The sequence below is a fragment of the Limnovirga soli genome, from assembly GCF_013106755.1.
Taxonomy (GTDB): Bacteria; Bacteroidota; Bacteroidia; order Chitinophagales; family Chitinophagaceae; genus Limnovirga; species Limnovirga soli.
On sequence record NZ_WHPF01000010.1, the window covers coordinates 187,331 to 202,382 of the forward strand.

The 15,052-nt window shown below is 39.7% G+C and carries 12 protein-coding genes; 6 read left to right on the forward strand and 6 right to left on the reverse strand.

Annotated elements, in window-relative coordinates; all coding sequences use genetic code 11:
* Positions 1-11: 11 nt before the first annotated feature.
* Complete coding sequence (locus GD597_RS15060) at positions 12-608, reverse strand: bifunctional nuclease family protein (protein WP_171608708.1); 597 nt, start codon at positions 606-608, stop codon at positions 12-14.
* 274 nt (positions 609-882) lie between these two features.
* Positions 883-1,893, reverse strand: a complete 1,011-nt coding sequence (locus tag GD597_RS15065) for a PDZ domain-containing protein (RefSeq protein WP_171608709.1) — start codon at positions 1,891-1,893, stop codon at positions 883-885.
* Positions 1,894-2,086: 193 nt separating this feature from the next.
* Here GD597_RS15065 and GD597_RS15070 point away from each other — a divergent pair, with 193 nt between their 5' ends.
* The 4 genes from GD597_RS15070 to GD597_RS15085 all read left to right on the forward strand — a co-directional run bounded on the left by GD597_RS15070 (position 2,087) and on the right by GD597_RS15085 (position 7,288).
* Positions 2,087-2,368: a hypothetical protein gene (locus GD597_RS15070; RefSeq protein WP_171608710.1), complete on the forward strand. Its 282-nt coding sequence runs from the start codon at positions 2,087-2,089 to the stop codon at positions 2,366-2,368.
* 148 nt (positions 2,369-2,516) lie between these two features.
* Positions 2,517-4,610, forward strand: a complete 2,094-nt coding sequence (locus GD597_RS15075; RefSeq protein ID WP_171608711.1) for a ComEC/Rec2 family competence protein — start codon at positions 2,517-2,519, stop codon at positions 4,608-4,610.
* 156 nt (positions 4,611-4,766) lie between these two features.
* The gene (purH, locus tag GD597_RS15080; protein ID WP_171608712.1) at positions 4,767-6,284 is read left to right on the forward strand and encodes a bifunctional phosphoribosylaminoimidazolecarboxamide formyltransferase/IMP cyclohydrolase; all 1,518 of its coding nucleotides are present in this window, start codon (positions 4,767-4,769) and stop codon (positions 6,282-6,284) included.
* A 74-nt stretch (positions 6,285-6,358) separates the two neighbouring features.
* Positions 6,359-7,288: a DMT family transporter gene (locus GD597_RS15085; protein WP_171608713.1), complete on the forward strand. Its 930-nt coding sequence runs from the start codon at positions 6,359-6,361 to the stop codon at positions 7,286-7,288.
* Between the two features lie 230 nt (positions 7,289-7,518).
* Here the strand turns inward: GD597_RS15085 and GD597_RS15090 are convergent, their stop codons facing one another.
* From GD597_RS15090 to GD597_RS15100, 3 genes are all read right to left on the reverse strand, one after another.
* Complete coding sequence (locus GD597_RS15090; RefSeq protein ID WP_171608714.1) at positions 7,519-8,847, reverse strand: polysaccharide deacetylase family protein; 1,329 nt, start codon at positions 8,845-8,847, stop codon at positions 7,519-7,521.
* Between the two features lie 139 nt (positions 8,848-8,986).
* Entirely contained in the window at positions 8,987-10,363 is a 1,377-nt protein-coding gene (locus GD597_RS15095; protein WP_171608715.1) for a LutB/LldF family L-lactate oxidation iron-sulfur protein, read from the reverse strand.
* A gap of 25 nt (positions 10,364-10,388) precedes the next feature.
* Positions 10,389-10,982 (reverse strand): DUF3109 family protein, encoded by a 594-nt coding sequence (locus tag GD597_RS15100; RefSeq protein ID WP_171608716.1) that lies wholly within the window; start codon positions 10,980-10,982, stop codon positions 10,389-10,391.
* 283 nt (positions 10,983-11,265) lie between these two features.
* Between GD597_RS15100 and GD597_RS15105 the strand changes: the two genes are divergently transcribed.
* The gene (locus GD597_RS15105) at positions 11,266-12,006 is read left to right on the forward strand and encodes a sulfotransferase family protein (RefSeq protein ID WP_171608717.1); all 741 of its coding nucleotides are present in this window, start codon (positions 11,266-11,268) and stop codon (positions 12,004-12,006) included.
* A gap of 182 nt (positions 12,007-12,188) precedes the next feature.
* Here the strand turns inward: GD597_RS15105 and GD597_RS15110 are convergent, their stop codons facing one another.
* Positions 12,189-13,169, reverse strand: coding sequence for a YitT family protein (locus tag GD597_RS15110; protein WP_171608718.1), 981 nt, complete (start codon positions 13,167-13,169; stop codon positions 12,189-12,191).
* 367 nt (positions 13,170-13,536) lie between these two features.
* Between GD597_RS15110 and GD597_RS15115 the strand changes: the two genes are divergently transcribed.
* Positions 13,537-15,048 carry an alpha/beta hydrolase-fold protein gene (locus GD597_RS15115; RefSeq protein ID WP_171608719.1) on the forward strand — a complete coding sequence of 504 codons (1,512 nt, stop codon included), beginning with the start codon at positions 13,537-13,539 and terminating at the stop codon, positions 15,046-15,048.
* Positions 15,049-15,052 lie beyond the last annotated feature (4 nt).

A 15,052-nucleotide genomic window follows, 5' to 3' on the forward strand; every position in this document is an offset into this window, starting at 1 on the left:
ATTGCAGTTAGCTATTTGCGCTTATTAATTTCATCGCGAATTGAAATGGCCCTTATATAATCTTCCTGTTCAAGAACGTCATTTAATAAGGTATGTAACTCTTCCAGGTTTAATTTGCTTAATTCCTCTCTTGAAGCATCCGAGGTAACGGCAGAAGGTTCTTCCACCTGAATATCTGATTTGCGCTTTTTGCCGGTATCTTCCATTAAAATGCCTGCACTTTCCAAAATATGATCGTAGGTATAAATAGGGCAGCCAAAACGTACGGCCAATGCCAATGCATCGCTGGTACGGCTATCTATTTCCACTGTATCATGTTCGCTTATACAAACCAGTTTCGAGTAAAAAATGCCTTCCTGCAAATCACTGATGATAATTTCCATCAGCTCTACATTAAATGCATTCATAAAATTTTTCATCAGGTCGTGGGTAAGCGGACGACTGGGTTGCATACGTTCCAATGCCACTGCAATAGCCTGTGCTTCAAATCCGCCAATTACAATAGGTAAACGGCGCAGTCCATTTAGCTCACCCAACACAACTGCATATGAATGCGTTTGTGTTATGCTATGAGAAAGGGCCACAATTTCCAGTTCTATTTTCTTCATATCCTGACAAAAAATTTCTATTTGGCAAAAGTAAAGATTTAAAAGACTGTTTAAAAATTCAATTTCCACATACCAGCTATCATTTTTATGGCAGCATCCTTGCGTCGCAATCACTTTATCAGCAAATCATTTGGCAACTCTGGCCTCCGGTACAAAGGGCTTTGTAAAAAATACACCTGTTTCATGCATTTTTTATCAACTGCTAATTTCAAAACATAAAAATGGCTGCCATTAGACAATGGCAGCCAATGCACATGAGAAATATTCAAAATGTTTACAGATCGGTTGTTTTTAAATTTTTGGGGAATTTTACCTCCAGGGTTTGTTTCTTACCGTCGCGGCTAATTTCCACTTTTACAGTATCGCCTTTTTTAACCTCTTTCATTTTTTCTTTAAAATCATCTACTGAAGTGATGTCTTTACCATTTAAATTGGTAATAATATCCTCTTCTTCAATGCCTGCTTTGGCAGCTGGCTCATCCTCATTTACTTCCAATACGGTTACACCTTTACCATCTTCTGTATCCTGTACCTGAAACCCAAAACGGGGTTTATCATCGTTCCAAAAAGATTGTCCACCGGCAAAATCACGTATGCGTGGCATCATTTCTGGTGCAATTTGCATATTAAAGGCTTCATCATTATCAGCACCAGCCCCATTTCTCCAGCTATATACCCTAACCTGTTTATTTTCCCCTAAGGTAGCTTCGGTGGTAGCAGGTTTACCATCGCGTAAATAGGCAATGGTTACTTTGTCTTCAGGTTTTAGCTTGCCAATGGTTTTATACAGGTCATCCGCATCGGTTATGTTTTCATCGCCTACTTTGGTGATGATATCTCCTTCCTTAAGTCCAGCCGCTTCTGCTGCACTTTTATTAGTTACCTCAGTAATTTCAGCGCCTTTATCAGCCTTTTTTGTCATAACGCCCAAAAAGGCCTTATTGCTTCTCACCTCACGCATAAAATCATCGTTCATCGTGGTGAATCCGTTAGCCTCCGGTGCTAATGGCGCAATGGGCATTTCCATTTGCAATACGGCCAAATCGCCATCTTTTATAATTTCAATGTTTTTCCCCTTAAAATCAGCAACTGGTTTACCGTTAAGTGTTACTTTATTGCCATCAATTACAATGGTCATTTTTTCGTCGGCCTTGCCTTTTTTGCGGATGATGATATTCTCCTCCGTTTTTTTATCAGTAGTTGATGCTTTTGGTGCATTTTGTGCTGATGCAATGGTTACTGCACAAATACAAGCGAACATTGATAAACTTAGTATCTTTTTCATGTTATTTATTTTTACGTCTACGAAATGTTTAGTAGTTCAAATGTAGGGAGTTTTTTCAAATACGAAGAGTTTCGGAAATGTTAAAAGAATTTAATTTTGAATTAGCAACATCCAAACTATAAAATATATGGTTGTAATAGCCGTTTGCCTATTTAGTTTAAATATTCGTTATTAAGAAAAAAAATCACTACAAATGAATAAACAACCTTCACTGGTATTTTGCCTTTTAATGGATTTGCTTGGCAGTATTACCTATATCATTCCAGGTATTGGTGAAACGGCCGATATTATTTGGGCACCTATATCGGGTTATCTGTTTTATAAAACTTTTGGTGGGCGTAAAGCAGCTATTGGTGGCCTGTTTAACTTTGCAGAAGAACTGCTGCTGTTTACCGATATCATTCCCAGCTTTACCATTATGTGGCTTATACAGCGCTTTTATGCCAATAAGCCATTACCAATTTTGCCGCTATGAAAGCGGAACCCTGAACCGAGCGTGGCAAGCAAAGTTCCTTTTTATTCTACAGTTTAGTCCCAAAAAACAAATAACCAAAAGACAAAAAGCTTTAAAATAATTACCCAATTTTATTTTTACCAATTTGGGGTAATTATTATATTTATACATGCCTTTTCTTACCCCAAAAACTTTAAAAAAATACCCCTTCATCCGTTTGCTGGCAGCATTGGTTGCCGGTATAATATTGCAATGGTATATCAGTTTCTCTCCAATATTTCTTTTATCTGCATTTCTTGTTGTTTTGTTACTGCTACTTCTGTTTAGCTTGTTACCCAACGCCCGAAAATTTACAGGTAAATGGCTGCAAGGCCAATTGATTTTATTTGTGTTTTGCATTGCTGGTGCCCTGCTTGTTTATTCAAAAGATATTAGGCACCGCAATAACTGGATTGGTGCAGTTTATCAGCCGGGCGATACCATCCTGATAAGCTTATCAGAACCACTGGTTGAAAAAACAAATAGCTATAAAGCGCAGGCTGCTGTAAAAGCCATACAGCAAAATGGCAATTGGGTAAATGTACAGGGCAATATACTGGTGTATTTTAAAAAAGCTGATAGCCTGCCACCATTAGAATATGGTTCTGTAATAGCACTGTATAAAGCATTGCAACCCATCACCAATAGCGGTAATCCGGGTGCATTTGATTATAACCGCTATTGTTTGTTTCAGGATATTACCGCACAGGTATTTGTACAAGATGAAGATTATACTGTTTTGCCGCAATCAGATAAAAACCTTTTGCAGCAATTGATTTTTAATACCCGTGACGCAGCATTAAATACCCTGCAGCAATATATTCCCGGCGATAAAGAAACAGGGGTGGCAGAAGCCCTGCTTATTGGTTACCGCAACGATTTGGATAAGGACCTGGTACAGGCCTATAGCAACACCGGCGTAGTACATATCATCGCTATTAGTGGCTTGCATTTGGGTATGATCTACGCATTGCTTCGTGTATTTTTCAGTTTCTTTAAAAAGCGAAAATGGTTGTTGATTGTACAGCCACTCTCCATTTTGTTTGTGTTATGGGCATTTACATTGGTTGCAGGTGCCGCCCCTTCCATATTACGCTCTGCAGTAATGTTTACATTTATCGTTATTGCGGAAAGCATTGGCCGCCGCACCAATATGTACAATACCCTGGCAGCCGCTGCTTTTTGTATGCTGATATACAATCCATTTATGCTTTGGGATGTTGGTTTCCTGCTATCTTTTGCGGCGGTTATCAGTATTGTAAGTTTTATGGTACCGGTATATAACTGGTTTTATTTCAAAAATAAATTAGCCGATAAAATTTGGGCGCTTACGGCTGTTACCATCTCGGCTCAGGTGCTTACAGTGCCTATCATTATTTTTTATTTTCACCAGTTTCCTAACCTGTTTCTGCTCACCAATTTTATTGCCGTGCCACTCTCAGGTATTATTTTGTATGGGGAAATTATTTTAATTTGTTTGGCATTTATTCCATTGGTGGCCCATTATGTAGGCATTGCCCTTTTTGGGTTAATATGGTGTATGAATAGTTTTATTGAATTCATCAACCACCTGCCTTTTGCAGTTTGGAATAACCTGCAAATCTCCATTACCCAAACCTGGTTATTGTACCTGATTATTGTAAGTATATGCATATGGCTTTTAAGAAAATCCATAACAGCCTTGCTGTTTGCTGCAGGCGCATTTGCTGTATTGGCATTATCACTTAGCGTTAATTGGTTACAGGCTGCCAGTCAGCAACAGCTAATTGTATTTAATGTACCCAAACACACTGCTATGGATGTATTGCAGGGCCACCAGTACCATTTTAAAGGCGATGAAGAGATAGTAGCAGATGGTTTTTTACGCAATTTCCACCTAAAACCTGCCCGTATTGCCTTTTATGTAAATACTGATACAGTCCCACTTTTATCCATCCCGCACAATACCATTTTCCAAATAAATAACACCACGGTTTTGGTAATAGATAGCCTGCTTAGCCTACCGTCGCCTGCACAAAAAATACCGGTAGATTATATTATTCTCAGCCATAATCCACCGGTAGATCTCAATCAATTGGTGCAATTTTTTGCCTGTAAAACCATTGTTTTCGATAGCAGCAATCCTTTGTGGAAAACAGAGCTATGGAAAAAAGACTGCGAAAACTTACATTTGCGCTTTCATTCAGTAGCCCAACAGGGTGCTTTTATCACAGATCTTAATTAAAAAAGGCAGCAGGTTATTTTGTAACAGTACAAAAATTAGGTGCCCGGCAACAGAATCAAATAGCAGCATTCTTGCGTCGCACACTTGTACGTTCTGATTAAGTATCAGCAACACAGTACCCAATTTGCCAATAAAACAGTATCAATCATCATTGCCATGCAAAAGAAAATTCAATCTGCACTTATTTCCGTTTTTTATAAGGATGGTCTTGCCCCTGTTGTAAAAGAATTGGAGCGCCTGGGTATTACCATTTATACCACCGGCGGCACCCAAAAATTTATTGAAGATCTGGGTATTTCCTGTGTGGCGGTAGAAAGCCTAACCACCTACCCTTCTATTTTGGGTGGCCGAGTAAAAACATTGCACCCTGCTGTGTTTGGTGGTATTTTGGGCAGAAGAAGTGTTGCACAGGATCTTGTAGAAATGAAAGAATATAATATTCCCGAAATAGATCTGGTAATTGTTGACCTGTATCCTTTCGAGGAAACCTTACGTACCACCAGCGAAGAAAAACTAATTATAGAAAAAATAGATATTGGCGGCCCATCTATGATTCGCGCCGCAGCAAAAAACTTCAGCGATCTGGTTGTAATCGCGGCCAAAGACGATTATGCTTCACTGGTACAAATTTTAGAAACCCAGCATGGAGAAACATCGCTTGATCAACGCAAAGCCTATGCTGCAAAAGCTTTTGAAGTAGTAATGAATTACGATATTGCTATCAACAACTACTTTAACGGTAGCATTTTACAACCATTAACGCATAAACAATCCATGCGCTATGGCGAAAACCCACATCAACAGGCTTCATTTTATGGTAATCTTGCCGAAATGTTTAACCAATTAAATGGTAAAGAATTATCTTATAATAACCTGGTAGATGTGGATGCAGCTATTCAGCTTATTACCGAATTTCCGGCAGCCACTGCTGCAGAAGCGGTATTTGCCATTATTAAACACACCAATGTATGCGGTGTAGCTGCCAGGGCAACTGTAAAAGAAAGCTGGGATGCCGCTTTAGCCGGCGATCCTGAAAGTGCATTTGGCGGCGTACTTGTTAGTAACGGCACCATAGATAAAGCAACCGCCGAAGCCATTAACGAAATATTTTTTGAAGTTTTAATTGCCCCTTCATTTGATGAAGATGCACTGGCCGTTCTTAAAAGCAAAAAGAACAGAATTTTATTACAATTACAGGCCAATTTAGCTAAACCAACCCTGCAATTCAGGTCATTATTAAATGGTACGCTGGTACAGGGTACAGATATGGGCAATTATACTGACTGGAAAGAAGTTGGTGGCCGCGAAACCACTGCGGCCGAAAAATCAGATCTCAGCTTTGCCAATATCATCTGCAAACATTTGAAAAGTAATGCCATTGCACTTATTAAAAACAAACAACTTATCGGCAAAGGTTGCGGACAAACCAGCCGTATAGATTCCCTGCGCCAGAGTATTGATAAGGCCAAACAATTTAATTTCGATCTGCATGGTGCGGTGTTGGCCAGTGATGCCTTCTTTCCTTTTAACGATTGTGTGCAAATGTCTCATGCCGAAGGTATTGAAGCATTTATACAGCCAGGTGGTTCTATCAGGGATAAAGACAGCATTGAGTATTGTGTAGCACATTCTTTGGCAATGGTAATGACCGGCTTAAGGCATTTTAAACATTAAGATGGTTTTTTCTTCGGGTAAAATTGAAATAATATCCATGTAAAACAAGGCTCAACAAACGGGGTTTGTACGCTATGAGAAATAACAACCAACATACCCTTGCCAATAGCGGTGGCGGCAATAAACAAAAAGCCTATCTCGCATTGGCAGGCACCAGTATCATTTGGGGTACTACCTGGGTAGCCAGCCGTGTTGGTGTGCAACATATGCCAGGTTTGCAGCTTTCCTATTTACGCCAGTTTATTTCAGGTGCTATACTGCTTATTTTTTTTCTGATAAAGGGAGAAAAACTGCCCACCTGGCAACAGTTTAAATGGCTGGCTTTACTTTCTGTATTTATGTTTGTTTTGGCCAATGGGTTAAGTAGCTGGTGTGTAAAATATATTAGTAGCGGACTTGCATCTTTAATAAGTGCCTTATACCCGCTTTGTGTGGTTATAATTGAAATGATTTTTTACAAGAAACGCAACAACTCCCCACTCACTCTCATAGGCCTTGTGATTGGCATTATTGGTGTGGCTGTAGTTTTTTATGAAAATGCTTTTCACGAACAACCTGCCGGCTATGGCTTTGGCGTTTTGCTGGGTTTTCTGGCCATGTTTGGCTGGACCATCGGCACCATCCTGGTGTCGCGGAATAAATACCAAATGAACCCCTATTATGCATTGGGCTGGCAAATGTTTATTTCATCCTTTATTATTTTTATAGCGGCCAATTTAACCGGCAATACTATTCCCCTTAGCGATATTCCTTATCAATCCTGGTTGGCCATTGCTTACCTGGTGAGCATGGGTTCTTTAATTGCTTTTATGGCATTTATTTATTCCATAAAAAACCTGCCGCCAGCTATTTCTTCTTTGTATGCTTATATCAATCCGTTGGTAGCTATGTTGGTGGGTGCCTTGCTGTTAAACGAACCATTAACCACCTATATTATTGCCGGCGCCTGTATTACTTTGTTTGGTGTTTATCTGGTAAATTATAGCATCAAAAAAATGAAATAATCTGTATTTATTTCTGTTATTTTTTTTTGTTACCAGCCAATAATCAATATGCAGCTTTACTTGCCACGCTCGGTTCAGGGTTCCTCCTTTGTGGCAGCTGATAATATGTTGGTGTATATTTTTTACTCTTTGCTAGATCCAGGTTATGGGTCCAAAATACCTTGTTGAAGTATATCCCAAACGAACAAGAGTGCGACGCAAGCGGCGATGATAGCATTGGTATAGCCGGGCTAATGATACTTTTTTACACGCGGAAAATTATTCAAAATAAAAAGGCGGTACATTTCTCTCCAATCTTGCCATTCCTTTTGCTCAGTTAAAAAATGATTGTGAAAAATGGTAATCAGTGTGCCGCCTGTGGCTTTTGTGATATCATGGTAATATTGTAATTCTTTGGCGGCAGTCTCGGCGGTATAATGCTGTTCAAAAAAAGAGTTGGCCTCCATATAGCAAAAAGGGTGAATTAACAATGGTGTGGCCATGTTTGCTGCAAGATTAAACCAGTAAAAAGGTGTGGCAACCGAAGCCCTGAAACCATTGATGCTGCCATATCCCATAGAATAATCGTGCTGAATTCCTGCTTGTAAAAGCTGACTATACGTTTCAGGGAGATTCATTTTAATATAGTGCTGTCTGCTATGGGTTACTGGCTTCCCTGTTATGCTTTGTAATAACGAAATTTCTTGCTGTACAACCGCATGGCTATTATTGCTTTGCCAGGAAGGGTGAATGCCGGTTATATATTTTTTGTGCAGCCAGCGTATTAACTGCTGCATGTATTTATTGTTAGGAGAAATGTTTTTATCGTAGGCTTTTCTTTTTTGGGCCAATAAAAAAAAGTATACCGGATGCAGGTTGCATATTTCGTGCATAGCATCCATAAAATCATAATTTACAAAGGGGTCTTTCATGCCCATTAATAGTACCCCGGCTCTCTCCAATACCTTGTTTATACGGCCGGTGAAAAGATCCTTAATAAATCCCCCAATATTTTGAATTAGCGGTTTATGTAAATAGCAATAGGCAATATCAATATCGTAAGTGGGCAAAAATTTAAAATCTGGTTTTGGAATGCGTATTAATGGCTGTTGTTGCTGCAGCATTGCGATGGTGGCTGCCACCCATTGGTTTACCAGCGGTGCCTGTAGAAAATTATGTTGATATGCCAGACTATTGGTATGCGCATAACGGCCATAAGCATCCTGCTGATTGGGCAGGTATTCTTCATAGCGGCTAACAAGGTAAAAGCTGGCTGCCAGCAAATCAAATGGCAGGTGGCCATTAGTACCAAAAAAAACCGGCATGCCTTTCCATTGCGTTACCAGAATTTGTTGCTGCGCTATATCCTCCTGTTCCAATAAACCGTGGGGTTGTATCCACAGTTCCAGACTGCAAACGGGCGCCGCGGTATAATTTATTTTAAAACAATGGGTGGTATTTATAAATGCTGCTTTATCCTTTGTGCATTGTACCGTTAAACCGCCAATAGTACCAAACAGCAGTGCTGTGGTATATTCTATTCGGCTGGTGATATGGGGAGTATAAATTAGCAGTTTCATACGCACAAGGGCACTATAAGCTATCTGAATTTGATGATGATTGTTTTGCTGCAACCTTTAGCTGCATAAAGAACCAACCGTACAAGTGAGTGACACAACGGAAGCTTATACTTGATATACAGCCTGCTTAATAAAAGCATTATTGGTTATGTTGCTCTTTCCACATTTCGTTAAAGGTTTTCTGGCTAAAATGCAGTTCGCTTCTGTGGGTTGTCCAGCCTTTAAAAACTTTATTCACTACCCAGTTTTTCAGGTTGCCATTACCTATATTCATCATACTGCGGTTAAGGCTGCTTTGGCGCCATACTTTCCAGGCAATTCTTTCGCTAAGGCTGCTTTCGCCCTGTGCTACGGCTTCCTGTCTGTTTTCGAGCAGTAGTTCGTGCAAGTTTATTTTTACGGCGCACACCTGTGTACAATTGCCACATAAGGAGGAGGCATTGCTTAGATGTTTATAATCGCCCATGTTTTTTAAATGCGGCGTTATTACGCTGCCAATGGGGCCGCTATAGGTAGTTTCATAACTATGTCCGCCAATATTTTTATACACCGGGCAAGCATTTAAACAGGCACCGCAACGTATGCAATAAAGCGCTTCCCTTGTTTTGGCATTAGCCAATAAATTAGTGCGGCCATTGTTTAACAGAATAACATACATTTCTTCGGGACCATCCTTTTCGTTGGGTTGTTTGGGGCCACTTACAATGCTATTGTATACGGTAACCTGCTGGCCTGTGCCATAGGTAGATAATAAGGGCCAGAACAATGCCAGATCGTTGATAGATGGAATCATTTTTTCTATACCCACCACAACAATATGTGTGGGTGGCCAGGCGCAACTTAGCCGGGCATTGCCTTCATTTTCGGTAATGGCGATGGAACCGGTATCGGCTATAATAAAATTGGCGCCGGTAACACCTACCTGTGCAGCAGTATATTTTGTTCTAAGTTTATCTCTTGCAACAAGCGTAAGCTGTTCTGGAGTTAAACCCGGTGGCACCCCAAGTTTTTCTACAAATAATTTGGCAACATCTTCTTTGCTTTTGTGCATGGCGGGTGTAACAATATGGTAGGGAGGTTCACCATCCAGCTGTTGTATGTATTCGCCCAAATCGGTTTCTACACTTTCAATACCATTTTTCTCCAGAAAATCATTCAGGTGAATTTCTTCTGTTACCATGCTTTTGCTTTTTACCAGCGTGGTACAGTTTTTTGCTGCACATATTTTACCAATTTCGGCAAGGGCATCATCGGCAGTATCGGCCCATATTACTTTTGCGCCGCGTTCAGATATTTTTTTCTCAAACTCTTCCAGGTATTTATCCAGATTTTCTATGGCACGCCACTTAGCATTTTTAGCCCTTTCTCTTGCCAGCATTACATCGGTAAACTGTTCTTTGCCAATAGGCACTACGGCATTATATTTAGCTATATTAAAATTAATCTTGCGCCGATGCTCCATGTCGGCAGCTTTAATAGTGCTTTTGGCAATAAATGAGGCAGCTGTATCGGTCATAAAGAATTAGGTTTAATTGCTTTAATTAATCTGGCTGTTGGCTATTCATGTGTTCTGCGGTAGCGGCAAGGGTATCATAAAACTCCTGCCCGTATTTTCTTATAATAGATTCTTTTAGAAAAATATATACAGGCACTTTTAATTTTTTGCCCAGATTGCAGGCGGCTTTGCACAAATCTTCCCGAGGTTCATAGTTTACATATTCCAGATCGGGGTCCAGTTTGCTTTTTTGAATGCGGATTGGATACAAATGACAGCTGATAGGTTTTTTCCATTCCAGTTTACCATCATAATAAGCCTGTTCGATACCGCATTTTAAAATGCCCTTATTGTCTCTAAAACCATAGGCACACATTTCGCCTTTAATGGTGGGCGTTACCCAGCCAAAATGGGCATCATATGCATATTTGCCCTGCTTTTCAATGGCAGCCAAACCGGCTGTTGTTAAATAGGGTTTTATTACTTCAAAGTGTTGAATTATCTCATCCAATTCCCAATCTTCCAATGGGGCGCCGGCATCACCATCTTCACAGCATCCGCCTTTGCACTTGCTTAAATCGCAAACAAATTGTTCTTCAATTATATGGTCGCTTACCAGTTTATTATCAATTGCTATCATAAAATATACCCCGTTTCTGTTGCTTACAGCTATTTAATAGCAGCAAATATACGTATAACGAAACGCTATGGCACAACTGTTGAATGCTATAGCCAAAGCGAATCATCACCAAAATTGCTCTAAATGAAAAAGCCGCATTTATCCGCCAGCACTTTTTGCTGGCAGGAATAAACAGTTATTTTATTTAATTATTAATTATATATTTAATAGCTAACTCAAACAAGGGTATCCTGTTACATGTAAAACACCATAACAATTGTTTTTTACCAACTAAAACAAACTTATGAGTTTACAAGTAATTGGTGCCGGTTTTGGAAGAACAGGCACCATGTCTACCTACAAAGCCCTGATAGAACTGGGCTTTCCCTGCTATCATATGAAGGAGATTATCCTTAACAAAGCCAATGCCTCGCATATTGATTTTTGGGACAAGGTTACCAATGCCCCCGCAGGACAGCAACACAACTGGAATGAAGTGTTTGCCAATTATACTGCCGCAGTAGATAACCCAGCCTGTTGTGTATGGCATGAGTTAATGGTTGCTTACCCCAATGCCAAGGTGTTGTTAACCGTGCATCCCGGCGGCGCCGAAGCCTGGTACAACAGCACCATGGATACCATTTATTTTACTGAAACCTTATGGCAGTTTAAAGTACTAAAAGCCGTTGTACCGGCCATGCGCAAATTTGGCAATATCTCCAAAAACCTTATCTGGAAACGCTCTCACAAGGGCACTATGGAAAATAAAGCTGCCGCCATTGCACATTATCATGCACATATTGAGGAAGTAAAAGCAACAGTGCCTGCAGAAAAATTACTCGTCTTTAATGTAACCGAGGGCTGGGAGCCGCTATGTACATTTCTTGGTGTAGATATTCCTGCTACCCCTTTCCCTAACGTAAACGACAGGGCCGAGATTAAGAAAACCATTAGCGATTTTACCAAAGGCGCCTATGTTATTCTGGCTATTGGTGCAGCGGTACTTTTACTGGCAGCCTTTTTACTTTTTAAATTTTTTGCCTAACCAAGGTGATGGAAGGTTTGGCATTTTTTTGGGCCAGGCAATAGATTCAATTGCGGCTTTACTTGCGTCGCACACTTGTACGGCGGGATGATTGGGCAGCTTTTATACAGCCGGGGAATAGCAGATTGTTTTAAACATGTTTTTAAATAACAGTAGCAGGTGCTCATCTCCTGCTATTGTTATTAATGGTTTAATGGCCGCTTTTTTATCATACCCCCTTTGGTATCTTTTACACTGCTCATTATAACAAAAGCATGTGGATCAATCTTTTCAATTTCAGTGTTTAGTTTGTTTAATTCAAGTCGGGTAATCACGGTATATACAATATCTATATCGTTTTTCTCGCCATGTTTGCCAAAACCCCGCTGGCCCTTATATACAGTTACGCCCCTGCCCATAACATCAATAATCATCAGCCTTATATCGTTGCTGTGGGTAGAAATAATGGTAACGCCGGTATATTCTTCAATTCCCTCAATTACAAAGTCGAGTGTTTTAGATGCCGCCAGATAGGTAATCATAGAGTACAACGCAATTTCAATCGATAACAAATAAGCTGCCGCAGAAAAAATAACCACGTTTATGACAATGATAATATCACCAATGGTGGCGCCAAATTTTTTACTTAAAAAAATGGCCAGTACTTCGGTGCCATCAATCACCGCACCGCCCCTTACCGAAAGGCCAATTCCTGCACCCAGAAAAAAGCCACCAAAAATGGCTACCAGCAAATTGTCTTTGGTAATATCCGGAAACTGCACCGTAGCCAGTACCAGTGCCAAACCCGAAATGGCCAAAGCTGTTTTTATGGCAAAGGCTTTACCCACCACATTATAGCCCAGAATAACAAAGGGAATATTAATGCAAATAATCAACAGATACAGGGGGATAGAAGTTAGGGCAGAAATTAGCAACGATATACCTGTTGCACCCCCATCAATAAAATGATTGGTTAATAAAAAACCTTTAAACCCAAATGCCGCTGAAAAAATGCCCAGTGTTATCAATACCACATCTTTTAATGTGTGGGTAAAAATGATTTTTAATTCACGAAACTTTTTAGCCAATTGAAACTGAGAATACGCCGGGCTTTCACCAGCAATGGATTTGCCTTTTTTGTTCTTTAATGTTTGTACTACAATTTGCGTGAAAAAATGATTCATGGTTAGCGGTGTATTTGATGATTAGGTGGTGTTGATTGAAGATAACACATGTTGTTTTAAAAAATTCCCAAATTCTGCCAATAGCCTAAATGAAAAGGATAATTCAGGAATTGCCTGCGCACAATTACAATAGCAAAATCCTTTTACTTTTCACCTAACGGGATGGCAATTTTACCATTCAACAAAGTATTTTACTTTTTAAGCAAGGGTTTTCCGCGAATTTGTATATTTAATTAAGATGCCACAAGTACAGGTGATGAAGTGATTGCGACGCAAGGATGCTGCCACTAGTGCATTAGCCGGTATTTACCTTAGCATTATTTGATTTTTATACCTATTTTTTATTTCACCATTTGAATTGTATACTATGAAATTTGTATTATTTGTATTACTCTTTGTATTGCTGGCTTTTAAAATTCAAGCCCAACAAGAAAATAGCATTGTTATTGGAAAAGTGGACAGTGTGTATTCCAGGATTTTAAATGAGCAGCGAAAAATTTGGGTATATGTGCCTGATATGAGGGGTGGCATGCATGCCCCCAACCAAAAATATCCTGTAGTGTATTTACTAGACGGCGACGGACACTTTGAATCGGTAGTAGGCATGATACAGCAACTGAGTGAAGTAAATGGCAATACAGTTGTTCCTGAAATGATTGTAGTAGGTATACCAAATACCGACCGCACAAGGGATTTAACCCCTACCCATATTGACAGCGATTTACCAATGATGGATAGTGGCTTTTCAAGAACTACCGGGGGTAATGAAAACTTTATTTCGTTTATTGAAAAGGAATTGATGCCGCATATTGATTCTGCTTACCCCACACAACCATATAAAACACTGATAGGCCATTCGTTTGGCGGCTTAACAGTGATGAATGTACTTACCAATCATACTAAACTTTTTAATGCATATATTGCTATAGACCCCAGCATGTGGTATGATAAAGAACGCTTTTTACAAGCTACCAAACAGAAGCTTACCGCTAAAAAATATGATGGTACAAGATTGTATTTAGGCATCGCCAATACCATGCCCGAAGGTATGACGCTGGATAAAATGAAAAAAGATACCAGTGTCGATACCCGTCATATTCGTTCCATTTTTGCAATGGACCAATTTATAAAATCCAACAGCGCTAATGGGCTAACGTATGCCAGCAAATATTATGCAGATGATGATCATGGATCAGTGCCATTGATAAGTGAATACGATGGACTGAGATCTATTTTTAATTATTATCGATTTAAATTTACGCAAGCGGATTTTACTGATTCAAGTACTGCTTTGCCTACCAGGCTGGCAAAACATTATACTACTATATCAAAAGCATTTGGATATACCGTTTCTCCGCCCGAAATGCAAATTAACGGGTTGGGTTATCAGGCATTAAGCCTTGGGCAGTATACAAAAGCAGCAGTTTTATTTCAAATGAATATTGCCAACTATCCATCCAGCGGTAATGCACTGGATTCTTATGGCGATTTACTGGCTGCCAAAAAAGATACCCTTAATGCAATTGCCTATTACGAGAAAGCTTTGGCCATCAACAGCAATGAAGAAACCAAACAAAAGTTACTGCAACTACAAGGCAAAGCTGCATTTACCATCAGTGCGCAAGACCTTCAAAAATATGTGGCTGCATTTGAATTTACCGATGTACCAGCCACTGCTACCACAGCTATCAAAGACAACGCTTTATTTGCTACAGTACCCGGACAGGGATCGTTTGAGCTGGTGCCGGTTGCAACCGATACTTTTAAAATTAAAGGTTTGGAAGGTTTTAAAATTCACTTTGAAATGGATGGCAATACGGTGATTGGATTAACTTCAATACAGGCAAATGGTACATATAAAGCAAAGGTGAAAAAATAAAAAA

Excerpts from the sequence above, each read along its gene's own strand:
- GD597_RS15060 (WP_171608708.1), bottom strand. The coding sequence starts at position 608 with ATGAAGAAAATAGAACTGGAAATTGTGGCCCTTTCTCATAGCATAACA.
- GD597_RS15065 (WP_171608709.1), bottom strand. The coding sequence starts at position 1,893 with ATGAAAAAGATACTAAGTTTATCAATGTTCGCTTGTATTTGTGCAGTA.
- GD597_RS15070 (WP_171608710.1), top strand. The coding sequence starts at position 2,087 with ATGAATAAACAACCTTCACTGGTATTTTGCCTTTTAATGGATTTGCTT.
- GD597_RS15075 (WP_171608711.1), top strand. The coding sequence starts at position 2,517 with ATGCCTTTTCTTACCCCAAAAACTTTAAAAAAATACCCCTTCATCCGT.
- purH (WP_171608712.1), top strand. The coding sequence starts at position 4,767 with ATGCAAAAGAAAATTCAATCTGCACTTATTTCCGTTTTTTATAAGGAT.
- GD597_RS15085 (WP_171608713.1), top strand. The coding sequence starts at position 6,359 with ATGAGAAATAACAACCAACATACCCTTGCCAATAGCGGTGGCGGCAAT.
- GD597_RS15090 (WP_171608714.1), bottom strand. The coding sequence starts at position 8,847 with ATGAAACTGCTAATTTATACTCCCCATATCACCAGCCGAATAGAATAT.
- GD597_RS15095 (WP_171608715.1), bottom strand. The coding sequence starts at position 10,363 with ATGACCGATACAGCTGCCTCATTTATTGCCAAAAGCACTATTAAAGCT.
- GD597_RS15100 (WP_171608716.1), bottom strand. The coding sequence starts at position 10,982 with ATGATAGCAATTGATAATAAACTGGTAAGCGACCATATAATTGAAGAA.
- GD597_RS15105 (WP_171608717.1), top strand. The coding sequence starts at position 11,266 with ATGAGTTTACAAGTAATTGGTGCCGGTTTTGGAAGAACAGGCACCATG.
- GD597_RS15110 (WP_171608718.1), bottom strand. The coding sequence starts at position 13,169 with ATGAATCATTTTTTCACGCAAATTGTAGTACAAACATTAAAGAACAAA.
- GD597_RS15115 (WP_171608719.1), top strand. The coding sequence starts at position 13,537 with ATGAAATTTGTATTATTTGTATTACTCTTTGTATTGCTGGCTTTTAAA.